The following is a 25091-nucleotide window of genomic DNA, read 5'->3' on the forward strand; positions in this document are numbered from 1 at the left end:
TCAGCGCGGCGCCCGGAGCGGCAGGTAGCGCTCCGACGCGGCGAAGCGCAGCAGCTCCATCAGCTCCGCCTCGTTGCCCCGGCGGGTCCGCAGGACGGACAGCGCGGGGCCAATGCTCCCGCAGGCCACCAGGCCCGCGCGGTTGGCGGAATCCCGCGCGGCGTCTGCGAGCGCCGAAGCCTTGAAGTTCTGGGTCCCGGGCTCCAGCAAGGCCATGGCGCGCTCCAGGGCGCGCGGCGACAGGGACTCGCGCACCACGCGGGCCTCGGCTCCGGACGCACGCGGGTCCTTCAGCACGGTGGCCAGCAGCGCCAGGGCGCGGAGGAGCTGCCCCCCCTTGAGAGCCCGGAGCGCGAGCAGGTCCGGCGACAGGGAAAGCAAGGCGCGGCCCACGTGGAAGCGCAGCTCCGGGAGCGGCATGGGCTCACGCAGCAGGAGCCGGCCCACGAGGAGGCGCGGGTGGCCCGCGTGCACAGCGGTGAAGGGCGGGCCGTCGTCCTCTGCGAGCACGAGTTCGGGCAGGTGGACGTCCAGCATCCGCGCGGCGGTGTGCAGCGCGTCGAGCACGGCGGGCGCACAGGGGCCCGCGGTGGCGCGCAGCAGCTCCGAGGAACCGGCGGCGCGGCCCTCCGCTGGGAACAGGCGGCAGAGCGCGATTCCGGTGCAGGCCAGCAGTTCGCCCGAGGGCGTGCGCAGGCCGGGGTGACGCAGGCCAGCGCGCTCGTCGGAGGTCAGTGGTGGACGCTGGCCGCGCGGCGCGGGAGTCTCGAGCCCGTCGAGCGCATCGGCGATTTCGCGCATGAGCGAGGCGCGCGCCGGGTCTCCTCGCTGGTCGAAATACTCGGCGAGGAGTCGATAGGGCTTCGCGTCGAGCGGGCGCTCGCGGATGTGCCGGAAGGCATCGGGCTCGGTGTCCGGTGACGGCACATAGGCGGGCGCGGGTGATTCGCGCGGGTCCATGACGCCGGGGCCAGGCCGAGGAGGCTCGGGCGCCGCGGGTGGCTTCGCGATGAACGTGCGGCCCGGCGCCGGGGCGGAAACCGTGCCCTCCGGGCGCGCGCGGACGACGCGGCGCACCGGGTCCATCCGGCCGGGTGGCGCTTCCCAGGAGATGACGCGGGTCTCCGGGACGGGGGCATCACCGAGGTCCATGACCTCGCCTGTGAGGAGGTCGGTGGCCCGAGGACGCTGGGCTCGGACCTCCGTGTCGCGAGAAGCGGGCGCTTGCTCCGCTTCGCTTCCGGACGCGGCGGCGCGTGGCGCGGCCTTGTCTCCGCGCGAGGACGCGGGGGAGCACTGAGCAGCCGGCGCCTTGGGGGAGACGGCGGCGTCCGCGGACTCAGCGGGAGCGCGTGGCGGCGGGGCGGCTGTGTTGCCCGGGGATGAAGGCGGGTTGCGGGCCTCGCCCCTGGGGGACGACGCGGCTGCACGTGCTTCTGCCGTGGGTGGCGATGCGGCGAAGGCTTCCACTGGAACGCGCGGTTCGCCTTGCGCAGGCGAGACGGTGGCGCGCGCCGCGCCCTTGGGAAGCGGCGCATCCGCGGCCGGCGCACGCGGTTCACCTCGCGCCCCGGCGTCCACTCCAGACGGGGCCTCGCGGCCGGAACGGGCCTCCCGCCTCCCCTTCCGCCCCGAAGGGACGGGCTCCGGCGAAGCCTTGCGGCCCTGCTCCACCGCGGCGCCCGGGGAAGCTCTCCCGACTTCATCGCGGGGTGGCTCCACGCTTTCGGACGCGGGGGGAGCAACCCCGATGTCCGTGGTGGACGCCTCCTCGTTGGCGAGGCGCTGGAGGTTTCCGGACGATTGCGTCAGCACCGGGGGCGCCGCGATGAGTGGCGCACGGGGGCCGCTCGACTCACGGCGAGGAGCCGCGGAGCGCGGCGGCTCGGGAGGCGACACTTCACGCTCTGCGCGGGCCTGCCGGATTCCCTCCGCCCGGCGGGCGTAGACCTGCGCGCGCTCGGGATTGCCCATCACGTCGCGCCACAAACGCGCGAGCCGGTCCCAGGTGCGCTCCCGCTCCGCCTCGTCCTCCATGGCGGTGGCCGCGTGTTCCAGGGCCCAAGCCGCCTCGCCCAGGTGGTCCCGTTCGAGGAGACGCTCCACGAGCATCAGCCACGCTTCCTTGTGGCCCGGCTCGTAGCGCACGGCCTGACGCAACTCCTCGAGCGCGGCATCGGCGTCGCCCTGGGCATCCAACGTGGCGACCAGCTCCAGCCGGGCCTGGCGCGCGGCGGGCCCTCGGGCTTCGCGGGCGAGCTGCGCACGCAGAAGCCGGCTGAGCACCGTCGTGTCGCCGAGCTTTCGCGTCAGCGTCGTGAGCTGCACGCGGGCCTGCTCGCTGTCGGGACTCTCCGTGAGCACCTCGCTCCAGGCCCACTGCGCGAGCCGCCAATCGCTCAGCGACTCCTCCGCGACCTGGGCCAGGACGCGCAGCGCTTCCACGCGGTCCAGCGCACGGCGTGGTGCCGCCGCCAGTGCCACCCGGAGCCGTTCCGCGATGGACGGACGTTCCGCGTCCGACACGCAGCGGAGCATCCCCGCGAGCACGGGAAGCAGCCCCGGCGCGGAGGACTCCGCCGCCTCGAAGTCCGCGCGAGCCTTCTTCAGCTCGCCCATGTGGAGCCAGCGCTCGCCCCGCGTGAGCAGAGCCCCCGCGCGTGCGCGGCCAGCGGGCGCGCGCCGGATGGCCTCGTCCAGCGCGCGGCGCACGAGGGACGCGTCCCCTCTCGCGGCGAGCAACCGCACCTGATCTCGAAGCGCGGCGCGGTCCCCCGTCAGCTCCACGATTTCCCGGTACATGCGCGCGGCGCCCGCGGGGTCGTGGAGCTCGTTCTCCATCACCTCCGCGAGGCGCGCCAACGCATCGGCGCGTAGGGACGCGTCCTTCGCCCGGTCCGCCCGCTTGAGGTAGAGCTGAGCCAGCTCGGCCCAGGCCCGTCGAGCGATGAGCTGAGCCTCGACCTTCCGCGAGCGGGTCAGCTCCTCGGAGTCTTCTTCCCGAGGCCCCGCGCTCGCCTCGGAAGCGCGGCCATTCTTGTTCGGTGCATCGCCAGAAGCCGACGCGAGCGCGGCCTCCAGCTCCGCCAACGACACCTCCATGGTGCCGGAGCGGGCATCCGGCTCGGGTGCGGCGCGGAGCGTGTTGGGAGGTGGCAGCGCCTCGGACGGGGGCGGGGTCTTCCGCCGCTCGGGCTTCGAAGAGGCAGGCGTCTGCTGGCGCGGAGGAGGACGCGATACGTCAGCGCCGACGAGAAAGGGCTGTGCCTCCGAAGTGACTTCACTTTCGTCGACGTCGTCGAAGCGAGCGACCGGCGCGGGCACGGGCGCGTCGTCGTCTGGGCCATCGGCCCAAGGCACGGGCAGTGGCGCGCGCCCCGGAACAAACGTCTTGGCCACACCTGAAGACGGGGGCACGGCGACGTCCCCTAGCGCGGGCATCTCCACTTCCGTCTTGCGCGCCTCGAAGTCAGATGCCCTCGGTGGCACAACCACCGCCGGCATTTCCACGACAGTCTTAGGGGCTTCGGAAGCAGAGGTACCGCGGGGCGTCACCACGGGGAGTTCCACCGCCGGCATCTCCAACACCGTCTTGAGCGATTCGGTGGGTGGCGCCTTCACGGGCGACGGACGCGCATCAGCATCGGGCAGCGCCTCGCTCCCCTTGGACGAAGCCGTCGCGCGCGCATCAGGCCCAGGCGGTGAGAGCGAACTCGACACAGGCCCACGTTGTTCCGAGACGGGCGGGGCTTCCGCCTGAAGCCCATCCGCGCCACGCTCAGGCAACGCGGCAGCAGGCGCTCCTCCACCAGCCTCTGGGAGCTGCGACACCGAAGGCTGCGAACGCGCCTCCGCCGCACCGACCGTGGAAGCTGGCGCGGAGAGCGCCCTCGCGGAGAGCGGCGGTCCCACCACGGTTTCGATGAGGTAGACGGCGTCGTCGTTCTCCCAAGAGGCAGTTACCTGCGCGCCTTCTCTCCGCGCTGGGAGCTTCGCCAGCACACCCTGCTCGTCCTCATCCACCTTCGGCGCGCTCGCACCAGCGTCAGGCACCGCCTTGCCCTCGATGCGGGCACGCAGCACCTGGAGCACGCGCTGGGCACGCCGGTCCTCGGGCCATTCCACCAGGAGCGCTTCGAGCGCGGCGGCGGCACGCGGCAGTTGGTCCACTCGCCGCAGGACCCGCGCGAGCTGACGCCGGACCGCGCGCCTGCTGGAGACCACTGTCGGCGCCACCTCCAGCAGGGTGATGGCCGCCGCCTCGGTGCCCGCCAGCAGCGCCATGCGCACAATCCCTGCGGCCAGACGCGGCGTCATCGGCAGGGTCCGGCTGGCGCGCGCAAGCTCTCCGAACGCGCGCGCGGCGGAGCCCTCTCGCAGCTGCCGGGCCGCGGACCGGAAGTGCCGGTCCACCACTTCGCTGACATCCTCCGCGGGATTGACGTCGGACGCGCCGGGCTGCAGCGCCTCCTGTCGGACCGCTGCGGGCTCCGGCGTGCCGGCGTTCCTGCCGTTTCTCACGCCACCCATGGGTGCGGCAGTCTACACACAACGATGCCCGTTCCGGCTGTTACTGTCCTCCTCCCCGCGCGAAACGCCGAAGCCACCGTGGCCCGCGCCGTCCGCAGCCTCTTGACGGGCACCCTCCGCGACCTCCGTGTGTTCGCGGTGGACGACGGCTCCACGGACGGTACGCGTGAAGTGCTGACCGACCTGGCGGCGAGCGACTCCCGCGTGGAAGTCCTTGACGGCCGGGGCCGTGGCCTGGTGGCGGCGCTGAACCTGGCGCTGCGTGAAGCCACCTCCCCCTACGTCGCCCGGATGGACGCGGATGACGAAGCCCTTCCCAAACGCCTGGAGGCAAGCCTCACCGCCCTGGAAGCGGAACCCGGGTTGGCCGGCGTGGGAACGGCCGTGGAGCTGTTCCGGGATGACAAACCCGTGAGCCCCTCGCTCCAGGCCTATGCCACGTGGCTCAGCGGGCTGACCACCGCGGAGCGACTCGACCGGGAGCGCTTCATCGAAAGCCCCCTGTGCCACCCTTCCGTCTGCCTGCGCCGGGACGCCCTGGTGGCCGCGGGAGGCTGGCAGGACGGCGACTTCCCGGAGGACTACGCGCTGTGGCTGGAGCTGTTGGACCGGGGCTTCGGGCTGCGCAACCTGCCCGAGGTATTGCTTCGCTGGCGCGACAGCGACGGGCGGATGACGCGAACGGACCCGCGCTATGCCGTCAAGCGCTTCCTGTGGACGAAGGCGCGCTACCTGACGCGAGGCCGTGGCCCCCTGGCGGACGGGCGCCCCTGCACGGTGTGGGGCGCGGGCCCGAGCGGCAAGACGCTGACGCACTTCCTCCACGAGGAAGGCGTCCGCGTGCGGCGCTACGTGGAGGTCCACCCTCGCAAGGTGGGCACGCGCATCCATGGCATCCCGGTCATCTCCCCCCAGGAGCTCGGCGCCCCCGGGGATGGACACCTGTTGGTGTGCGTGGGCGTCCGCTGGGCCCGCGCGGAGATTCGCGAGGACCTCATCGGACGGGGCTGGGTGGAGGGTCGCGACTTCACCTGCGCGGCGTGAGGACTCACTCAGCGCCACGAATGGCGCCCGAGGGCGCCGGCACGCCAGCGGCCAGGAAGAACCGCATCAGGTCCTCCGGCACCGGCGCCTCGATTCGCAGCAACTTCCCCGTGCGCGGATGTCCCAGCTCCAGGGCCTGGGCATGCAGCAAGCACCGCGCTGCCTCCACGCCTTCCGCCCGGGCCGCACCACCGTAGCGCGCGTCCCCCAGAATCGGAGCGCCCAGCGCCGTCAGGTGCGCGCGGAGCTGATGCGTGCGGCCCGTGTGCGGCAGCAGCTCGACGACACAGAACGCCGGCCCCGATGACAGCGTGTGGAAGTCCGTCAGCGCGGGTACACCATTGGCCGCCCGGGTCGCCCGCCAGCGGCCAGGGCGCGACGGGTCCTTGGACAACGGCAGGTCCACCGTGCCCGACGGGGGCAAACCCGGCCCGGTGGCCGCGACGTAGCGCTTTCGCGCCCGCCCCTCCCGGAACTCGGCCGCCAGCGCCGACGTGGCCTCCGCCGTCTTCCCGAACACCGTCACGCCGGACGTCTCCCGGTCCAGGCGGTGCACCAACCCCGCGGGGCGTCCCAGCTTCGCCCCCACCAGGTCCACCAGGCTGTCCCCCACGCGCCCCTCGGTGGGCTGCGCGGACACGCCGGCCGGCTTGTCTACCGCGATGACGTCCGCGTCCTCGTACAGCACACGCAGCTCGGGGGCGGGGGGCGCCTCGGACAGGGGGCTCTGCCCGCCCTCCTCCAGCACTACCGTCACCACCTGCCCAGCCGTCAGCCGCGCATTCGCATCCCGGCTCCGCTTGCCCGCCACGTAGACGGCGCCCACCTCCACCAGCCCCCGCGCCCCCGGCTCGGGCAGTCCCAATTCATCCGCGACCGCGCGGGCCACGGCCTTCCCCACCAACGCCCCTTCCACCCGGAACGTCCGGCGCTTCATGCCGCCACCTCGCCCACCGGGCGGACAGCCTCCGCGTACGAGCCCGCGCCATGCGCCACGTGCTCCGGCACGCCGCCCCCCAGCCCTGTGTCCACCGCAGATGTCATGCGGCGGCACTCTACGCGCGCATCGCCCTTTCGCGCCGCCCGCTTCCTGTTACCTTCCGCGCCCCCATGGACCGTCCCCTGCACTCCGTCCGTACGCGGCTGGACGACTTCCTCGCCGAGCTCGCCACGCTGAACTACCGGCAAGGCGCCGGGCTCGCGCTGGATGTTTCCCCCAGCCAGCTCCACGCCTCCTTCCCCGAGCTGTCGTCTCCGGACACCTTCGCCGCCGCCAACGAGGCGCTCGCCAAGGCCCAATCGAAGAACGAGCCCCTCACCGTCCGCCGCATCCGACTGGTGCGTGAGCTGGTGGCCTCGCACGTCGAGGACGCGCTCGCCGCCCGTCACGTGGAGGCCATTGCCTCGCTGGAGGCCCAGGCCCGGCTGATGGTGGACGACCAGACCTACTCCTTCGGCGAGGCGCTGGGCCGCATTCCCCACGAGTCCGCCCGGGGCCGCCGCGCCCTGCTGGAGCGCGCCACCGGCGAGTTCCTCTGGCAGAACCGCACCCGCTACGGGGACCGGCGCGATGCGGCCCTGCACGCCGCGGAGCAGCTGGGCGCGAAGAACTACCCCGCCCTGCGCCAGGACGTCACCGGCATCGACTTCGCCAGGCTGGCCGAGTCCGCCGCGACGATGCTCGCGCGCACGGAGGACGCCTACCGCGACGTGCTCGCCTACGTCCTCAAGAAGGTGGACCCGCTGCTGCGTCCACTGCCCGGCGGAGAGGCCCGCAGGCATGACTTGCAGGCCGCGCTCCAGGCCCCGTGGATGGACGGCTTCTTCCGACGCGAGGACGCCTTCCCCGCCGTGGTGCGCTGGCTGGGCGAGTGGGGCCTGACGCCCAACGCCGGAGGCCGCATCCGCATCGACGACGAGGCCCGGCCCGGCAAGTCACCGCGCCCCTTCGTCGCCGTGGTGCGCGTGCCGGACGACATCCGCCTGGTGCTCCAGCCTCGCGGCGGCATCGACGGGCTGGCCAGCCTGCTCCATGAGATGGGCCACGCGCAGCACCGCGCCCACGTCTCCGACACGCTGCCCATGGAGCTGCGCCGGCTGGGCGACGCGTCCGTGACGGAGGCACACGCCGCCGTCTTCGAGCGGATGCTCCTGTCCCCCGAGTGGCTCAAGCGCTACCTGGGACTGCCCACCGTGGCCGCGCGGGACACGGTGCGACTGGCCGCCTTCCAGGCCCTCACGCTGCTGCGGCGTCACGCGGCCAAGCTGACCTACGAGCTGTCCCTGACGCAGCGGGGCGCCTCCACGGAACGCGCGGACGAATACGCCGACGGGCAGCGCCATGCGCTCTTCGTCGAGCCACACCCTGGCTTCTTCCTCCACGACATGGACCCGCAACTATACGTGGCGCACTACCTGCGGTCCTGGGCCCTGGAGACCCAGCTCACCGCGCGCCTCACGGAGCGGTTCAACGAGGACTATTGGAGGAACCCCGCGGCCGCCGCCTGGTTGAAGGGGCTGTACGCGCGTGGGGGCACTGATGATGCGGAAGGACTGGCCACGGAGACGTCAGGCACGCCGTTGGCGTTGCCCGAGGCCGGGGAGCGCCTCGTGGCCATCCTCAACCGGTAGGGGACACCCGCGAGACGACTACTTCTTCTTGCGGAGCGCCCGGACAATCTTGTCCTTGGTGGGATTGGCGGCGGCATCCCGTGCGCGCGTGGCGGCGACGGGCTTGCTGCTGGCGGTGGCCGCGGGCTTGCCACCCGCGCGAGCGCGCATCGCCTTCATCAGCTGCATCTCGATGAGGAGCAGCTCGTCGCCCAGCTCCTGGTTGTTACCAGCGGCACGGGGCAGCGGTGCACGGGTGCTGGAAGCGCCAGCACCGTGGCGCATGCGCAGAACCTTCTCCTCTTCGGCCGAAAGCGTACGCGCCTTCTCCAGCGCCGCTTTGACCTCCTTGGCCGTCACCGTGCTACTTCCGACCTTGCGCTCCATCGCCGCTCCCTTGCTGTGAAGCCCCGCTGAACATCCGAGCATGTCGGACGCGTCCGGGCCGCAACCGTCGAGGATTGTAGAGGACGCAAGAGTCAGCGCAAATTTTCTTCCAACATCTCGCTGCCGAGATGTAGCGCCGCCCCCTCCACCCCCGTCCGGGATACCCCGGAGTCCCGGCCGGCCGTTCACCAGGCAACGGCGCCCGGAAAGAGCGCCGGAACCACGTCAGGTGCCCTCTTCGTCCTCGGGCTCTGGGGCAGACTCCGGGCTGGCCGAATCCGAATCCGAGGGCTTCTTGCGCTGGATACCGAAGCTGTCGAGCGCGTCGGCGATGCCCTGGGGCTTGTCCGCGTCCGGGAGGAAACCCTCGGGCGGCTGGAGCCGTGGGTCCTTGCCTACCTCGGTGAGGGCGGCCTCCAGCGTCAGGCGCAGCTCGGCCGCCTCGGGCGTCTTGTCCCCGGGCACACCCATGCGCCCGTCCAGCCGGGCCTTGAGGACCACGGAGGTGGCGGAATCCACCAGCACCTCGCCGTCCAGCGAGCGCGGCAGGCGGTGGGCGAAGAAGTTGGCCCGGCGGACCGTCGTCTCGTCCGCGCCCCCCTTCTTGGCCTGGGGCATGGGCGGCAAGGGCCGGGACGCCTCCGCCTGGGCGGCGGGGGCCAGCGTCACCACGTAGCGCCAGGCCGTGCGGCCCTCGTGGGTGACGGTGCCCTCGGGCGTCAGCTTGATGCGCCCCTGGAAGAGGCTGTCGAAGTCGCGGATGGCGCCGGTCAGCTCCGCGCGGGTGCGCTCGGCCATGCCTCGGTCGCGCAGGCGCTGGCGGAAGGGGCCGTACCGGTTGCGGGCGAACACCTGCCCCCCCACACGCATCACCTCCAGGCCCTGGTCCCGGGAGTTCTCCAGCACGCCGTGGAAATCCCCGCTGACCCCGCCCGGGCCGGCGCGGAAGGTGCGCGTCTCGGTGAGCTTCACGGGGATGGAGGCCTCGGAGGTCCACTCGTACCCCAGCGTCGCCTGGTAGCGGTGGGGGCCCAGACGCTCGGTCACCTCGGCGGCGTCCATGCCCAGGATGCGGCGCGCCACCTGGGGGTTGTCCGCGACGTCCTCGGGGGGCAGCTTTTCCTTCGCGGACGCCACCACCTTGGGCGGGTCCTCCGGCGAGAAGATGCGTGCCTTGGCCGCCTTGTCGACCGGGTCCGAGCAGCCGACGGCGGCCAGCGCCACGGCAAGGGTGAAGGCGGACTTCTTCAGACGGCTCACGACTCCTCCGGGAGGGTACGACCAGGCCGGCAAGTTACGTGGGGCATACACGAGCAGCAAGCAGTGGCTTGCGTGCGGCCGTGCAAGGGATAGAACGCCCAACTCATGCAGAACCTGCGCGACAAGCTATTGAAGGCGGGCCTCGTCACCGAGGACCAGGCCAAGAAGGTGGAGTCGAAGCCCAGCCAGGCGGAAGCCCGGCGGCCCGGACCCCAGGAGGGCGGCCGTTCAGGCGGCAACCGTCCTCCCCCCCGCCGTGATGACAACCGGACACCAGGCGGCCCGCCCCGAGGCGAGGGTGGAGGCCGTCCGAGTGGCGGCCGTGACGCCGGCCGTCGTGAGGGCGGCGGACGTCCAGGCGGCGGCTTCGGGGGTGCCCCCCGGCACGGCGGAGGTCCCCAGCACGGGCGGCCGGCCGCGGCGGCGGCGGAGCGGGCCATCCCCAAGCTGCCCCCCATGCCGGGCTCCAAGGCCTACCAGCGCGCCGAGTCCAAGCGGCAGGTGGAGCTGGACCGCGCCCTGCGCGAGTTGGTGCTGGGCTCCCAGGTCCCCGTCGAGGCGGGGGAGACGGCGTTCTACTTCATGACCCGCAAGGGCAAGCTGCGCCGGCTGGAGCTGAGCCCCGCGCAGGCGAAGCAGCTCGAGGAGGGCGAGCTGGGCGTGGTGGAGCGTCCCGAGCCCGCGCAGATCGAGCACTCGCTGGTGCCTTCGTCGGCGGCGGAGCAGATGTTCGCGCTGTCGAAGAAGTCGGTGCGCTTCCTCAACCGCAAGGAGAACCCCGTCGGCTTCATGAACGACGAGGAGCTCAAGGCCCAGCAGGCCGCCGAGGCGGCGGGCACCGCGCCCGAGCTGCCCGACGAGCCCGAAGGCGGCTCCGAAGCTTCGGCCGAGACCGCAGCCGAGGCCTCTGCCGAGACCGCGTCCGAGGGCGAGGCGGCCCCGACCGAGCCGAAGGCCCGCAGCGAAGAAGCCCAGAACGGCTGAGCCGGACACCGGCGTCTTCCCACCCTCCCCGTCCCTCGTGGATGTGGGGAGGGTGGCGATGCCGCCCGTGGCGGCAGCGCCACGCGGCCTTGGCACGTCCTGCTGCCAGCATGAGGGGCCGGCGCTAGGCTGGTCTCATGACGACGACCTCCAAGACGGTGGTGGTAACGGGCGCGAGCCGAGGCATTGGCCGCGCGGTGGCGCTGGCTTTCGCGAAGGCGGGCCATGACGTGTGGGCCCTGGCGCGTTCGACGGAAGCGCTGGAGTCGCTCCGGCAGGAAGGCGGCGAGCGCATCCGGCCGCTCGCGGTGGACGTGTCCGACGAAGCGGCGCTGGTTGCCGCGAGCCAGCGCATCCTCACCGAGGGTGCCCCGCGCGTGCTCGTGAACAACGCGGGCATCACCGTCTCCGCGCCCCTGACGAAGACGCGCACCGAGGACCTGGCCCGCGTCATGGCCGTCAACGTGACGGCGCCTTTCCTCCTCTGCCGCGAGCTGATGCCGGCCATGGCCCAAGCGGGCGGCGGACGCGTCATCAACATCGGCTCCATGGCCGCGGTGCGGGGCGTGAAGTACACGTCCGCGTATTGCGCGTCGAAGCATGCGCTGCTGGGCCTGACGCGCGCGCTCGCGGTGGAGTACGCGAAGAAGCAGGTCACGGTGAACATCGTGAATCCGGGCTGGGTGGAGACGGACATGTTCGCCGGTGCGACCTCGGCCATCAGCGCCTCCACGGGCCGCAGCGAGGAGCAGGCGCGCGAGGCCCTGGCGTCCATGAACGCCATGGGCCGCATCATCACGCCGGAGGAAGTCGCCGCGCTGTGCCTGTTCCTCGCGTCGGACGCGGCGGGCGGCATCACCGGCACGGCGTACGCCATCGACGGTGGCGAGCTGGGCTGAGACTTCACTCCCATTCCGCCTGACTGCCTGCCCGGCCGCCACCCGTGGCCGGGTGCGTTGCGCAGCGGGAATCCCATCCCCACTGTGCGCGACCACCCCGGCGACGAGCCGCGCGGTGGCCAGCAATCGGGAGGTGGGCGTGAGTGGACTGCGAAGCATGGTGCTGGGCGCGTGTCTGTGGGTGGGCTGTTCGTCGTCCGTGGAGGACGGAGCGGCGCCCACCCTCGAGACACCCGCGGATGTGACGCAAACGCCCACCCCTGGCGCTGAGACGCCCGCTCGGCAGGAGCCCACACCCGAGCCGCAGGTGCCGCCCCCGGCGACATCGGCGGCGTGCTCCGGACCGGATGGCACGGCGCGACTCGCGTGGAGCTACGACGCCGCGTGGAACCACACCGTGGACTTCCGGGGGACCATGGACGGGGACGGGCACACCTACTGGACGGAGTGCGAGAGCAGCTATTGGGTGGACAAGGACCCGAGCCAGCTCGCGTGTCAGCTCGTCTCCGTCACGTCTGAAGGGACCGAGCGCTACCGGCGCGACCTTCCGCCCCCGGGAGCCTGGGGCGTCCACACGGTGGCGGGGGGACAGCTCTTCGTCACGGGCCGGCTGGCCCTGCTCTCCGCTCGGGACAGCGCCACCGGACAGGAGCGCTGGAGCGTGTCGCTGGGGGCCGTGAAGGACGAAGACCCGCAGGCGCACCATGGGCTTCGCATCGAATCGCTCGTGCTCAGCCCGCCCTATCTGATTGCGCTGGTACACGACACGTTCGGAGACGCGGGCGCCGAGGACCTGCTCGTCGCGGTGCACGCGGAGACCGGCGCGGTGGCGTGGAAGGAGCCCGTGCCGCCCGTCCATGCGCCGCTGGTGGTGGATACGGAGGGCAACGTCTACGGCGGCGCCTCCGATGTCCTGGAGCAGCGGACGGACCTCTTCTCGTACGCGGCGGATGGGCAGCTCCGGTGGCGGACGCAGCGCACGGGCGTGCTCGAGCCCACGGCCGTGGACGGAGGGACGTTGATGCTGGGCCGCGCGGAGCTGGTGGACGCGGCCACGGGAGCGCCAATCGCCACGCTGGCGACCGCTTCCGCTGAGTCCTTCTATTACTCGCTGGGCCGCTCCAGCTCGACCTTCGGCCGCACGGCGATGCAGGCGGACCGGCTCCTGGTCCTGCCCGACATGCGGTGCACCACCGAGGGCTGCCCCACCACCACGCATCCGGGTGGCACGTTCCTCTATGGGCTGGACCCATCGAGCGGCGCGGTGCGCTGGCACCGGGCCGTGGGCACCTGGCCGATGTCACCGCTCCTCACCCAGCGTGGCTCGCTGCTGCTGGTGGACCGGCCCGTGGCCGAGACGTGCGGCGAGCACGCCTGCACCGGTGAGGACGCCGCGCTCGGTTCGTTCCTGCGGGAGCTGGACCAGGACGGGAACGAGTTGTCCGCCTGCGCGCTGCTGGGAAAGGCGCCGTACATCACCCCGCCCGCGCTGCACCGGGGACGCGTGGTGCTGGGGGCCTGGACGAACTGGAATGCCAACAATGACTGGACGCAGCGGATGAGCATCCGCGCCTTCGACATGACGGCGCCCGATGAGCCGGCCTCCAGCGGCTGGGTGAGCGCGGGCGGCGGCAATGCCCGCTCGGGCCAGACGAAGCCCACTGGCGCGGCGGCGCAGGCGCGCGCCCCAGGCCCACAAGCGCGCTAGAGCTGGTACCTGCCGACGATGGCGCTCAGCTCGGCGGACGCCGCGGAGAGCTGGATGGCGGACTGCTCGCTCGCGGCCATCCGGTCGACAATCTGGTCCGCCAGGTCGGCCATCGAGCTGAGCGCGGCGAACAGCTCCGCGATGCCCGCGTCCTGCTGGCTCACGGCCTCGGCGATGCTGCGCACCGTCTTGCCGTTGCTTTGGATGATGCCCGCCAGCGAGCGGAGGCTCTCGCCCGCCGCGCGCACCTGCTCCAGGCCACCTTCCACCTCGCGCGCGCCGCCCTCACTGGTGCTCACCGTCTGCGAGATGGCCCGGCCGATGTCGCTCAGGATGGACTGCACGCGCGTGGTCGCCCCCGCGGACTGGTCCGCCAGCGACCGCATCTGCCGCGCCACCACCGCGAAGGAACGACCCGAATCACCACTGCGCGCCGCCTCGATGGAAGCATTGAGCGCCAGCACGTTCGACTGGTCCGCCAGGTCCTTCACCGTGCGGGTGATGTCCCCCACCTGCCGCGTGCGCTGGTGCAACTCCGCGACGGTGCGGCCAATCTGCTCCACGTGCGACCGGATGTGCGTGAGCCCACCCACGCTGCCGGACACCGCGGCCTCGCCCGCCTCGCCAAAGCCACTGGCCTTGTCCGCCTCCCGCAGGATGACCTCCACGCGCCGCGCCGCCGCGCGCGAGGCTTCCTGGAGCTGCTGCGCCGCAATCTGCGTCTCATGCAGCGCCACCGCCTGCTGCGACACCGCCTCGTTCTGGACGGACGCGGACTCGGTGAGGTGCGTGGACGCCGTTTCGAGCTGCTCGGCCGAATGGCGCAGCGCCATCAACAGCTCGCGCAGCTGCGACATCAACTCCGAGAACGAACTGGCGAGCTGACCAATCTCATCCTTCGAGCGCACCGCCAGCGTCCCTCGGAAATCCCCCTCCGACACCATCCGCGTGGTGGCCACGGTCAGCTCGCGCAGAGGCTCCATCATCCGCCGCACCAGCAGGAAGATGGCCGTGCCCGCCGCCGCCGTGACGATGAGGCCCAGCAGCACCACGAGCAGCATCGACGCACGGAACTGCTCCGCTTCCTTCCCACCGTCACGCGTGAGCAGCAGCTCCACGCCCGGCCCCATCTCCACCCGGCGCAGCCGCAACGACACGCCATTCACCGACACCTCATCCGGCCGGCCCTTCCCCTCCAGTGCCGCGAGCAAGGCATCCTCAGGCACCGCGCTCAGCGCGTGCGCCACCGGCTTCCCGCCCACGGACAGCACGCCCTCCACACCGCGCTCGTCACGCAGCGCTTGGAGCTCCACCTCGCCCAGGACCCGCCCCAGCACCACGTACCCCGCGGTGCGGCCCTCGGCCGTCATCACGGGCTGCGCCACGGCCTGATGGGGCACTTCATCCACCAGGATGATGCGCGCGCCGCCCTCCTTCACCAGGGCCTCCATCCCCGACAGGGCCCCGGGTGGCGTGCCCACTCGCACACCCGCCGCGGTGTCCACCGCGAGCAGCAGGTCCACGCCCAGGAGCGACTGCTGCGCACGCAGCGAGGGCTCGAGCTGCTCCCCGCCCCCGGAGCCGCTCGACAGCACGGTCTGCAAGGGCGTGTCGGCCGCGGCGACGCGGGCCAGGGCCGTCAGCGAGCGCGCCTCCTGGGACAGGACGCGGCTCCACGCGGCTTCGTCTTGCGCCAGACGGGACGTGACGGCTTCGTGCGACCACGTCCGAAGCGACACGCCCGTGAGCGCGACGCTCAGCGTGGAGAGACAGAGGATGACCAGGGAGAGCGCTGCGGTCAGGCGCGCGGCAAGGCTGTGCGTCATTCGCTACAAGGCCAGGGGATGGGCGGGGGGGCGCCCAGTGGGGGGATGGCGAGCCTACCGCGACAGCGCCCGGCTGTTGAGCGAGGAACAACAGGTGGCAGGAATGACCCGGCAGCCTGTCTCGCATGACACAAATCGAGACCTACACCGATGTCGTGCACCTACGTCCTCGGCGTCGGCGCGCGCGGGGCCATGGACACTCACCCTGGCGTTGCATTGACCGGTGTGGAAGCGGCGCGTTTGCGTGCAGGGCATGCGCCCGACCTCCATTCCAGCGGCACTGGCCCTGCTTGCCCTCGCGCCCAGCGGACTTCGCGCGGCGGAGGCCGCCGGAGAGGCGCGCGCGAAGGCCGAGCCGCCTCACACGACGCGCAACTTCGGCAACCTGCGCGTGGGTGGCTCCACGGCGAACGGCAATGGCCGACCCGACCTGTGTCTGGAGTTGTCCCCCGTGGCGTTCCTGTCCGTGGAGAGCTGTGGCACGGGGAGCGGTTTCCTGCACGGCGACCCCGAGCCGGAGGTGGCGCACTTCCGCGCCAAGCTGCGGCTGGCCAGCTTCGACGTGGAGCGCTGGGGCACCTTCCAGCCCTTCCTCGCCGGGGGCTTCGCGGAGGCCCAGGTGGGCCGCGACGACCCAGGGTTCCAGTTCAAGGGGACCGACCGACGCCGCGTGGCCACGGCAGGGCCCGAGGGGGGACTCGGGCTGCGCTTCCTCCGCCCGCTGGCCGCGGGCTTCGAGCTGGTGGGCGACTTCAACTTCAGCCTGGCGTGGATGCCCCACGCTCCCGAGCTCGTCCAGCCCGGGAACACGTGGCTGCCGTCCGCCAGCCTCTCCTTCGGCGTGGGCTTCTGACGCGCCTCACGCGTCCGCGACGCGCAGCACCACCGCGGTGATGTTGTCCTTGCCCCCCGCCTCGTAGGCGTCCGCGACCAGCGCGTCACAGACCTCGCGCGCGGAGGACATCGTCAGGCGCTTCATCAGGCCCTCCACGCCCAGCGGCTCATAGAGCCCGTCCGAGCACAGCAGGAACACATCGCCCGGCTCCGTCTGAAGCCGCTGCACGGTGGGCTCCGCGTTCTCCGTGCCCAGCGCGCGGGTGATGAGGTGGCGCAAGTTGCCCGAGCCTCCCGGCGGCTCCATGCCCGCGTCCCGAAGCTCCTCGATGAGCGAGTGGTCGCGCGTGAGCGACTCCAGCTTTCCGCCACGCAACCGGTACAGGCGGCTGTCGCCCACGTGCGCCACCGCCGCGCCGTGCTCGCTCACCGCCAACGCCACGACGGTGGACGCCATCTCCCGCAGCCGGCCCACGCGCTGCGCCTGGAGGTTGCGCTGCGCCAGGGCCGAGCACGCCGCCAACAGGTTCTCTTCACGGCTGCGGCGAGGGTCCGGCACCGTGGGCCACGTCGAATCCCGGTCCTGCCCCAGGCGCAGGCCAAAGCCCACGAAGGTGTCCACGACACACCGGCTGGCGACTTCTCCCCCCTCTTGTCCGCCCAGCCCATCCGCCACGACGAACAGCCCCAGCTCCGGTGCGACGCAGAACGCATCCTCGTTGTGCGGCCGCCGACCGATGTGGGTCTGTCCCGCGCTGTCCATTCTCATGACTGCCTCCTCGGGCCTCCCACCAGCAAGCGAGAGGCCAGCGTCCTTCCCCCCGACGGACGCAAGGAACGGATACTCCGGTTCTGGGGATTCCTGGGAAGGGACCGCCACGGCGCCGTGACAACCCCCCTCCCCCGTCCACTGGCAGACGCTGCAAGTGCCCTCCACCCGTCAACAGCCCCCAGAACGTGGGGTCACGACCCCACACCTCCGCCTGACACCTGGGCCCCACTCCCCCAGGGGGCGCTTGTCCGCCAGGACGCTCCCGTCAGGGTGCGCGAATGCCATGACAACGAAACGAGGAACCCAGCATGCCCGGGCCTGTTCCCTGGCAACTTCTCCGGTGACGAGGCGACAATTCCGATGCGGCCCGGTGTGCGCGCCGCAGGGAGCCTTTGATGTCGTCCATCCGCCGCATCACCGCGAGCATCTCCAGCGCCATCTCCCGCGCCCGGCTCGACACGAGCCTGGAGTCGGTGTCACCGCTCGCGCCCCGCGAGCCGCTGCAGCCGATCCCCGCGGTGCGGCGTGGCTATGCCGACGAGAGCGAGTTCCAGGCGGAGGTGGATGACCTGGACACGTCGCTCGCAGCGCACGCGCCGATGCTGGCGGGCGTGGACGCCGCGAATGCGGAAGCGCCCGAACACCTGCGCGTGTTCGCCGGCGAGAGCTCCTTCGAAGCGGCTCCGCCGCGGTATTCGCAGCTGCTGGGCTCGCAGCTTCCCGCCGCGCTCGGCGCGCCCCGGGAGCCGGTGAGTGGCGCGGCGCAACGGCCCTCCTTCCGAGGGGGCAGCGCCCAGGACATGGGCAGCGACCTGCTCTCGCCGGAGGCCGCCGCGTGGGAGTTGCAGAACCGGGACACCTCCACCGCGCCCACGCCCATGGAAGCGGAGGACGTGCTGTTCATGCTGAATGGCCCCGGCGCCGCGGCCGACCTGGAGCCGCCGCTGGAGCTGGGACTCGAGGACATCTTCGAGGAAGCCCCGCGACTGCACGCCGCGGAAGACGCGCTCTTCATGGCTGGAGCCGATGACGCTTCAGCGGCCATCTCCGACGCCGCGGAGCCCCAGCAGCCGAGCCTCGCCGCCGCTCGCTCCGGCGCGCCGGTGAACTTCGCGACCGAGGCCGCGGGCATCGATGCCGTTCCCGCCGACCTGGTGACGGCCGCGGCCGGTGACGCGCGCGTGGATGATGCGCCCGCGGGCTACGCGCTGGGCAGCGCCTACGCGGCCACCTACGGGCAGCAGTTCGCCGTGAGGCAGGCGCTGGACCCGGCGGTCAGCCCCGCGGGGCCAGACGAGTTCCTCGCGGACCCGAATGACTTGAACATGCTGCCGCCGGAGGAGCCGTCCCTGGACGATGCCGCCGTGGCAGGCGTCCTGGGCTCCATCTCCGCCAACCCCGCGGCGGCCAGCGCGCCGGTGGCCGCCACCTTCGCCTCACAGGGCGTGGAAGTGGTCGCGGAGGCGTTGGAGCCGGAGCTGCGGCCCGAGGCGAACCCCCGCACCACCGAGGCACCTGCGCCCGAGAATCCGCGGGACTGAGCCCCTCACGGCCTGGGCGGCGCTTCTTCCTGGTCGATGCCGTCGAGGTACGTCTGCGCCTCGATGACCTCCCGGTTCAGCTCGTCCAGATAGCGCCGCCGCTCCGGACTCTGCCACTCCGCGGCGGAGAAGGACGTGGAGGGATAGTCATTCGTGGTGTGCACGTACCCACGCAAGCTCGTCATCAGCTCGCGATCCGGGTCTCCCCGCTCCTTGAGGAGGAAGCCCTCCACGTCGCGCAGCTTCAGGGGGAAGGTGGGCACTTCGTCCAGCACCAGGTTGCCGGCGATGGTGAGCTTCACCTCCTGCTCGCCGCGCTTCAGCTCCTCGTTGAAGGACACGTGCGCGAAGGGCATGCCGCTCTCGTCATCCACGCGGCCCGCCACCACGTACCGTCCGGCCTTCTGGACCTGAATCCCGAGGTAGAGCTGAAGCGAGCCTTGCTCCAGCACCTCCCGCACCCGGCCCGTGAAGAGCGCCGGAGGCGACGGCGTGTACATGATGTCGAAGAACGCGGTGCCCTCCGCGCCTCCCGAGCGCACCTGCACGTCCACGCGCAGCGTGCCTGAATAGATGGGGAACCCCTGCTTCGACGGCTGGAAGCGCCCGGTGAAGGTGCCATCTCCGGAGAGCGCGTCGCCCGCGGCGCCGTCGTCCGAGAAGACGAGGGGGACCGCCGGCATGCCACCCGCGCCAGGCATGTGCTCGGCCTCGTGCGCGGAGGCGGACACCACCTGGCAGGGCCTGGGCATGCGGCGCGCGTCCTCGCAGCCGACGAAGAAGTGCACCACCTCGTCGCCGACGACGAAGACGCGGTCCTGCTTCAGCCTGAGTTGGATGTCGGAGCCGTCCTTGTTCAGCGGGCGCGTGCGCTCCGGCTCCGCCATCTCCATCTGGTCCGGGTGCTCACTGGCGGGACGCGACTCCGGCGGATAGCGCGTCGCCTTCATGTACGACTCCAGCGTCTGCTTCGCGCGCTCCAGCCGCTGCGCCCACAACTGGCGCCGCGCGTCCCGCTCCGCTTCCTCCGGGCTGCGGGCCGGGTCCTGCACGGCCACTCCTGGCACGCGCCCCGTCGGCCCGCCCATGCCGCCTCCCGACTTCCGCGGCGCGGGGTTCGGCATTCCAGACGGCGAGGACGCTTCCCATGCACCATCCTCGCCGGAGGACTCCGGGCCGGCACCTGCTTCCATCCACCACCACCCCACGCCCCCCAGCACCAGCGGGATGAGGGGAATGGCCCACAGGGCGCGGCGCATCCGGGACGCGGGGGCGGAAACGGTGCCAGTCGGAGTCATGTCGCTTCTTGCGGTGGAGGGGGCTCAGTACGCGTAGGTGACCACGTCCTGGCGAACCGGCGCGATGATGCCACCCCAGTTGCCTCCGGCGTAGTGGTTGTACGCCTCCCGGTCGTCGCGCAGCTCCACCGTGTGGTAGCTCCACTTCGCGCGCCCGTCGCTGGTCGCGGCCGTGCCCAGGTTCAGGGTGCCGCCACAGAACCAGTCACCGGGGTTGCACTGCGAGCTGCCCGCGCTGCCCGAAACGCCCCCCGTCGAGTGGTACGACACCGCCTCATCGTCCTGGCCGGGGAGCACGCCGGAGTACAGCGTGCCCTTGGCACCCGCGAACATGTAGAACCACACGTTGCGCGTGGTGTTGTGGTTGTACATGGCGCGCGCGGTGGTGGTGACCAGGTCGCTCACCAGCGGCTCATTCACCGCCCACTCGCCAATGTCGGCCAGCTCGCTGCCGCCGCCCGCGCCCGACGCCACGTTCACCCAGCGGATGTTCCAGCCCGTCTGCTTCGCGCCGCCGCTCACGTTGCCACACACGCCGCTGGCGTTGGGGGTCGCGTTCTTCACCTCGCGCTGCGAGCCGCCATACATCGACAGCGCGTAGCCAATCTGGAGGTTCCCCGCGCTGTGCGCGGCGACGTAGCACCAGTTGTCCCCCGTGCAGAAGCAGTCCAGCGCGTCGCGGATGCGGTAGTTCTGCGAGCCGATGCGCTCACGGCCGTCCCAGTTGACGGCCTTCTTGTTCACGCCCGCCGCGACGCTCGCGGAGCCCCAGTAACTGAAGTCATTGTAGTTGCCGGGCTGCGTCGTGCCGCCGTTGCGGCCATGAATCCACAGCGTGTAGTTGGCTGCGGCGGCCTCCGTGCCCGCCAGCATCGTTGCGGCGACAATGACCGTACCGAAGAACTTCTTCATGTTGAGCGCCTCCAGCGCTGCGTAGGGGGTACCTGCCCGGCGGGGGACCAGGCGGCGGGGCGTACTGTAGAGGCGCGGTGTGTAAAAGGTCGAGGTCACGGAAACCTCGAAGTGCGCGCGAAGACTGACGCAACGCATCACCCCGTGGACTCCCGCGAGGGAGATGACACTCGAGACGGCCGCGTCAACGCGATGTGTCGACCACGTAGCGCTCCAGTCGTTCCAGCGCGTCGGGCAGATTCGTACGGCCCAGCCCCAGGCGGAAGTGGTTGCCGGGGAAGTCGTAGACGTCTCCGGGCAGCAGCAGCACGCCTTCGCGCTCGCGCAATTCCTCGGTGAAGCGGGCCACGGGCGTCTCACGCAGCAGCCTGGGAAAAGCCACGCTGCCCGCGCGCGGGCGCACCCACCGGAAGGTGTCCGGGTGCCGCGCGAAGAAGCCATCCAACAGGGAGAGGTTCGCCGCGAGCAGCTCCCGGCTGCGCGCCAGCACCCGCGCCTTCGCGCGCAGCGCGATGAGTGACAGCACCTCGCTGGGCGCGCTGTTGCAGATGGTCGTGTAGTCCTTGTAGGCCGCGCAGCGCCGCAAGAGCTCCACGTCACGGCAGGCCAGCCACCCCACGCGCAGCCCCGCCAGTCCGAAGGCCTTGGACATCACCCCCAGGCTGATGCCGTGCGGCGTGTGGCTGGCCGCGGGCGGCAACGTGTCGCGCGTGTCGTACTCCAGCAGCCGGTACACCTCGTCAGACAGCAGGTGGATGCCACGCTCGCGCGACAGCTCGCACAGCGCGTCGAAGGTGGCCCGGTCCAACAACGCGCCCGTGGGGTTGTGGGGGAAGTTCACCACCAGCAGCCGCGTCTGGGGCGTCAGCGCGCGGCGCAGCGCATCCAAGTCCAATGCCCAGCCGTCCTCCTCGCACAGGCGCAGCAGCGTCACGTCCGCGCCCGTGGCGCGCGCCACCTCGTGCAGGGACTGGTAGCCCGGCCAGGTGACGACGGCGTGGTCCCCGGGGCCCAGCAGCACGTTGATCAGGACGAAGAGCGCCTCCTCCGCGCCGGCGAAGGTGAGCACCTGCTCCGGAGAGAGCCCGGGGTACAGGGCGGCAATCTCCTCGCGCAGCGCGGGCAGGCCGGTGGATTCGGTGTAGCCCAGCGTCAGCCCCTCCCAGCGGGCCCGCTCGTCCGGGCCGGCGAGCGCCAGCAAGTCCGCCATCCGCCAGCCCTCGATGTCCGAGGAACACAGCAGGTACGGCGCCGCGAACTCCCAGCGCGCGAAGTACCGCTCCAGCTTGAAGTCGGGGATGCGCATGCCGTGAGTGTCTGCCTGCTTCGCGGCCTGCCGTCCAGCGGCGCCCGGAAACGGCCCCGCGTGCCTAGCTTGAGTCGCGTCCTTTCCGAACCCTGGCCTTGTTGGAGCCCCTATGCCCACGCTCGACATTCCCATCACCCTGCTGGACCCGGACGGTGGGTGGATCAACATGCCCGTCCATGTCTCGGAGCTGGATGAGCTCCCCGTCCTCCTCCACTTCTTCTCCGCCAAGCAGCGCGGCGCTGACGAGGACATCGACGCGGTGAAGCGCATCATCGCGGAGTACGGTGCGCGGGGGCTGAAGGTCATCAGCGTGGATGTCACCCACTCCGACAAGGAGCTGCGGGACACCAACGCAGTGGAGGCCTTCGCGCGAAAGCACGGGCTCTACCACCCCATCGCCGTGGATGACGGCTCCATGGCGCGGGCCTACGACGTGGCGGACACGCCCGCGTGGCTCGTGTTCGACGCGGACTCCGGCCGGCTGCGCCACCACTTCTCCGGAAAGAACGCGTCCCCCCACGTGCGGCAGGTGCTGGAGCGCTTCATCCAGGCCAGCGCCGCGGCCCCCTCACCCGCCCCCTGACTCCAGGAGTCCACCATGCCAGCTCACCGCAAGGATTCTGACTCGTCCCGCATCTCGCTCGGCACCGTGGCCGCGGCCGGCATCGGCGCGGCGCTGGGACTGCGCCGCATCCTCCGCTCCCGATTCCAATTCAAGGACAGCACCGTCCTCATCACTGGCGGCTCTCGCGGCCTGGGGCTGGTGCTGGCGCGACAGCTCCTGAAGGAAGAGGCCCGGGTGGCCATCTGCGGCCGGGACGAGCAGACGCTGGAGCGGGCCCGCGAGGAACTGGAGCGCACCGGCGGCGAGGTCTACGCCATCCCCTGCGACGTGCGAGATCCGGTGCAGGTGGAGGCCATGGTCTCCGCCATCCACGAACGCTGGGGCGCGGTGGACGTGCTCATCAACAACGCCGGCGTCATCCAGGTGGGACCGCTGGAGTCCATGACGCTGGAGGACTTCCAGGAGGCCATCGACACACACCTGTGGGCGCCGCTGTACACCACGCTGGCCGTGCTGCCGGAGATGAAGCGGCGCGGAAAGGGGCGCATCGTCAACATCGCCTCCGTGGGCGGAAAGGTGAGCGTCCCCCACCTGGTGCCGTATTCGGCCAGCAAGTTCGCGCTGGTGGGCCTGTCGGACGGCCTTCGCGCGGAGCTGCGCCAGGACGGCATCGTCGTCACCACGGTGTGCCCGGGGCTGATGCGCACGGGCAGCCCGCGCAACGCGTACTTCAAGGGCAACCACGAGGCGGAGTACGCGTGGTTCGCCACCGGGGACTCCCTGCCCCTCACCTCGCTGAGCGCTGAACAGGCCGCACGCAAGATTCTGGACGCGTGCCGGCGGGGTGACGCCGAGGCACTGCTGGGCGCACCGGCGAAGCTGGCCGCCGTGGGCCGCGCGCTGGCCCCCAGCCTGACGGCCACCCTCACCGCCTGGGCCAACCGCTTCATGCCCCAGGACAGCAGCCAGGACCGCTATAGCGGCAGCCAGAGCGAGACGCCGCTGACCCAGTCCTGGCTCACCGAGCTGACGCGGCGCGCGGCCGAGCGCAACAACGAGACCGAGGTGCCGCTGCACTGACGGCCCCCGGCGGCGAACGCGGGCGCTAGTCCTGCGCCCGCTCCATGGCCCAGTGGCCACGGTGCTCGTAGGCCAGGGCCAGCTGTTCGCGCAGGGCGGCCAGCATCCGCGTGTTGCCGTCCTGCTCGTACCCCTGGAGCGCCTGCTGGCAGCGGGGCACGCGCGCGAGGAACTCCTTCACCGCGTCCACCGTCAGCGCCTTCACGTACATGCCGTACCCCAGCTGCTCCAGGTACAGCGCGTTGATGACCTGCTCGAACTGCCCCTCCAGCGGCACGCTCAGCACCGGCTTGCGCAGGTACACCGCCTCGCTCATCAGCGTGAAGCCGCCGCTGGCCACCACGCCCCGCGCGGTGCGCAGGTCATCGATGAAGCCCTTTTCACTGAAGGGCCGGTACGTGAGGTTGCCGTCCACCAGGTCCTCGGTGATGTCGCGGCGCAGCCCGTACACGCGGCAGGGGATGCCCGCGGCCTTGAGGATGTCCGGCAGCGCCGTGTTCGTCGTCGACGTCTGGTACACGAGCAGGTGCTCACCGGGCTCGGACTTCGCCTCCAGGATTTCGGGGCGCAGAATCGACGGGGCGAGCGTGGTGCGCCGCTTGCGGAGCTCCGGGTAGAAGAACGTGGTGACCAGGTAGTGGAAGGCCCCCGGCAGCTTCGCCTTCACGATGGCGCGCGACGTCTCGAAGCTGTCCTCGTGGCCCGCCAGCAGCGCCGGCTCGTGCTTGCACCGGTTGATGACCTGCATGTTGTCCACGCTGATGACGGGCAGCCGGTGATTCCGGGCGAACATGTAGCTGAACGACTCGAAGTCGCTCACCACCACGTCCGGGCGGAAGCCGTCCACCAGCTCGAAGTACTGGCGGATGTTCTGCGGCCAGCCCTTCACGGCGCCCGTGAGGTTCTGCAGCACCGTCTGCCACTTCTTCACCGAGTTGCCCTCGTACGCGAGCGTCAGCCCCCAGATGCCGTGCACGTTCTGGAAGCGTTTGGCCAGGTAGTCCTGGGCCCGGCCGGAGACGACGATGTGGACCTCGTGCTCCTTCGTCAGTTCCTCGAGGAGGACGCGGGAGCGCGTCGCATGGCCCATTCCTTCGCCGACGACACCGTAGAGGATTCGCATGCCCGGCAGCATACGCGCCCGCCACGCCCCCCGTTGAGCCCGCCACGCCCTCGCGGCTATAGCTGCCCGCATGCCCTCCTCTCCGGAGCCCTCCTCCCCCCAGCGGCCGTCCCTGGGCCGCTCCGCGGCGACGGGCCTGCTGGGCGGCTTCCTCCTGGGCGGCCTGGGCCTGCTCGCCGTGGGCCTGAGCAACAGCTTCGCCGCCCCGAGCTGCGATGGCCTCACCGGCCCCGAATGCCAGCTGTTGACGGACGCCACGCGGGAAGTCGGTCGCACCCAGCTGCTCGCCGGGGGCGCCCTCACCGCGCTCGCCGCCTCCCTCTTCGTCCTGTTCCGCCCGCGCCCTCCGGCCCCACCCGAGGGGCCCGAGCAATCCTGAGCCCCGTCCGCAATCCTCCTGTCGTCCGAT

At 71.5% G+C, this 25091-nt stretch carries 20 protein-coding genes; 10 read left to right on the forward strand and 10 right to left on the reverse strand.

Annotated features, from left to right (window positions below; translation table 11 throughout):
* Window positions 1-4530, reverse strand: a complete 4530-nt coding sequence (locus tag BLU09_RS01240) for a hypothetical protein (protein ID WP_090484507.1) — start codon at window positions 4528-4530, stop codon at window positions 1-3.
* Window positions 4531-4554: 24 nt separating this feature from the next.
* On the opposite strand from BLU09_RS01240, the gene BLU09_RS01245 reads away from it, so the two are divergent.
* Window positions 4555-5574, forward strand: coding sequence for a glycosyltransferase family 2 protein (locus BLU09_RS01245; RefSeq protein WP_090484509.1), 1020 nt, complete (start codon window positions 4555-4557; stop codon window positions 5572-5574).
* A 4-nt stretch (window positions 5575-5578) separates the two neighbouring features.
* Here the strand turns inward: BLU09_RS01245 and BLU09_RS01250 are convergent, their stop codons facing one another.
* The gene (locus BLU09_RS01250) at window positions 5579-6511 is read right to left on the reverse strand and encodes an RluA family pseudouridine synthase (protein WP_090484511.1); all 933 of its coding nucleotides are present in this window, start codon (window positions 6509-6511) and stop codon (window positions 5579-5581) included.
* A gap of 173 nt (window positions 6512-6684) precedes the next feature.
* Here BLU09_RS01250 and BLU09_RS01255 point away from each other — a divergent pair, with 173 nt between their 5' ends.
* The gene (locus tag BLU09_RS01255) at window positions 6685-8205 is read left to right on the forward strand and encodes a gluzincin family metallopeptidase (protein WP_186817703.1); all 1521 of its coding nucleotides are present in this window, start codon (window positions 6685-6687) and stop codon (window positions 8203-8205) included.
* 18 nt (window positions 8206-8223) lie between these two features.
* On the opposite strand, the gene BLU09_RS01260 is transcribed toward BLU09_RS01255, so the two are convergent.
* A complete protein-coding gene (locus BLU09_RS01260; RefSeq protein WP_090484515.1) occupies window positions 8224-8571 on the reverse strand; it encodes a hypothetical protein in 348 nt (115 codons plus the stop codon).
* A 225-nt stretch (window positions 8572-8796) separates the two neighbouring features.
* A complete protein-coding gene (locus BLU09_RS01265) occupies window positions 8797-9831 on the reverse strand; it encodes a hypothetical protein (protein ID WP_167371006.1) in 1035 nt (344 codons plus the stop codon).
* Window positions 9832-9936: 105 nt separating this feature from the next.
* Here BLU09_RS01265 and BLU09_RS01270 point away from each other — a divergent pair, with 105 nt between their 5' ends.
* The 3 genes from BLU09_RS01270 (at window position 9937) to BLU09_RS01280 (ending at window position 13422) form a co-directional block, all read left to right on the forward strand.
* Window positions 9937-10815 carry a DUF2058 family protein gene (locus BLU09_RS01270; protein WP_090484519.1) on the forward strand — a complete coding sequence of 293 codons (879 nt, stop codon included), beginning with the start codon at window positions 9937-9939 and terminating at the stop codon, window positions 10813-10815.
* 137 nt (window positions 10816-10952) lie between these two features.
* Entirely contained in the window at window positions 10953-11714 is a 762-nt protein-coding gene (locus BLU09_RS01275) for an SDR family NAD(P)-dependent oxidoreductase (protein WP_090484521.1), read from the forward strand.
* Between the two features lie 139 nt (window positions 11715-11853).
* On the forward strand, window positions 11854-13422 hold the full coding sequence (locus tag BLU09_RS01280) for an outer membrane protein assembly factor BamB family protein (protein ID WP_244171338.1): 1569 nt from the start codon (window positions 11854-11856) through the stop codon (window positions 13420-13422).
* Here the strand turns inward: BLU09_RS01280 and BLU09_RS01285 are convergent.
* On the reverse strand, window positions 13419-15248 hold the full coding sequence (locus BLU09_RS01285; RefSeq protein ID WP_090484525.1) for a methyl-accepting chemotaxis protein: 1830 nt from the start codon (window positions 15246-15248) through the stop codon (window positions 13419-13421). The two genes, BLU09_RS01280 and BLU09_RS01285, sit on opposite strands and share 4 nt — an antisense overlap.
* 253 nt (window positions 15249-15501) lie before the next feature.
* On the opposite strand from BLU09_RS01285, the gene BLU09_RS01290 reads away from it, so the two are divergent.
* Window positions 15502-16101: a hypothetical protein gene (locus tag BLU09_RS01290; protein WP_244171339.1), complete on the forward strand. Its 600-nt coding sequence runs from the start codon at window positions 15502-15504 to the stop codon at window positions 16099-16101.
* Window positions 16102-16107: 6 nt separating this feature from the next.
* Here BLU09_RS01290 and BLU09_RS01295 read toward each other — a convergent pair whose 3' ends face one another.
* A complete protein-coding gene (locus BLU09_RS01295) occupies window positions 16108-16851 on the reverse strand; it encodes a PP2C family protein-serine/threonine phosphatase (RefSeq protein WP_090484528.1) in 744 nt (247 codons plus the stop codon).
* Window positions 16852-17249: 398 nt separating this feature from the next.
* Between BLU09_RS01295 and BLU09_RS01300 the strand changes: the two genes are divergently transcribed.
* Window positions 17250-18395: a hypothetical protein gene (locus BLU09_RS01300; RefSeq protein WP_090484530.1), complete on the forward strand. Its 1146-nt coding sequence runs from the start codon at window positions 17250-17252 to the stop codon at window positions 18393-18395.
* Window positions 18396-18400: 5 nt separating this feature from the next.
* Here the strand turns inward: BLU09_RS01300 and BLU09_RS01305 are convergent, their stop codons facing one another.
* The 3 genes from BLU09_RS01305 to BLU09_RS01315 form a co-directional block, all read right to left on the reverse strand.
* Window positions 18401-19693 (reverse strand): choice-of-anchor X domain-containing protein, encoded by a 1293-nt coding sequence (locus BLU09_RS01305; RefSeq protein WP_090484532.1) that lies wholly within the window; start codon window positions 19691-19693, stop codon window positions 18401-18403.
* Between the two features lie 24 nt (window positions 19694-19717).
* Window positions 19718-20605 (reverse strand): hypothetical protein, encoded by an 888-nt coding sequence (locus tag BLU09_RS01310; RefSeq protein ID WP_167371007.1) that lies wholly within the window; start codon window positions 20603-20605, stop codon window positions 19718-19720.
* Between the two features lie 184 nt (window positions 20606-20789).
* Window positions 20790-21911 (reverse strand): aminotransferase class I/II-fold pyridoxal phosphate-dependent enzyme, encoded by a 1122-nt coding sequence (locus BLU09_RS01315; RefSeq protein WP_090484537.1) that lies wholly within the window; start codon window positions 21909-21911, stop codon window positions 20790-20792.
* A 112-nt stretch (window positions 21912-22023) separates the two neighbouring features.
* On the opposite strand from BLU09_RS01315, the gene BLU09_RS01320 reads away from it, so the two are divergent.
* Window positions 22024-22497, forward strand: coding sequence for a peroxiredoxin family protein (locus tag BLU09_RS01320; protein ID WP_090484539.1), 474 nt, complete (start codon window positions 22024-22026; stop codon window positions 22495-22497).
* 15 nt (window positions 22498-22512) lie between these two features.
* Window positions 22513-23559 (forward strand): SDR family NAD(P)-dependent oxidoreductase, encoded by a 1047-nt coding sequence (locus tag BLU09_RS01325; RefSeq protein WP_090484541.1) that lies wholly within the window; start codon window positions 22513-22515, stop codon window positions 23557-23559.
* 25 nt (window positions 23560-23584) lie between these two features.
* On the opposite strand, the gene BLU09_RS01330 is transcribed toward BLU09_RS01325, so the two are convergent.
* Complete coding sequence (locus BLU09_RS01330; RefSeq protein ID WP_244171340.1) at window positions 23585-24682, reverse strand: MJ1255/VC2487 family glycosyltransferase; 1098 nt, start codon at window positions 24680-24682, stop codon at window positions 23585-23587.
* Window positions 24683-24752: 70 nt separating this feature from the next.
* Here BLU09_RS01330 and BLU09_RS01335 point away from each other — a divergent pair, with 70 nt between their 5' ends.
* A complete protein-coding gene (locus BLU09_RS01335; protein ID WP_011551520.1) occupies window positions 24753-25061 on the forward strand; it encodes a hypothetical protein in 309 nt (102 codons plus the stop codon).
* The last annotated feature ends 30 nt before the right edge of the window (window positions 25062-25091 follow it).

Origin of the sequence: Myxococcus virescens, assembly GCF_900101905.1 — a bacterium.
In the GTDB taxonomy this organism is placed as follows: domain Bacteria; phylum Myxococcota; class Myxococcia; order Myxococcales; family Myxococcaceae; genus Myxococcus; species Myxococcus virescens.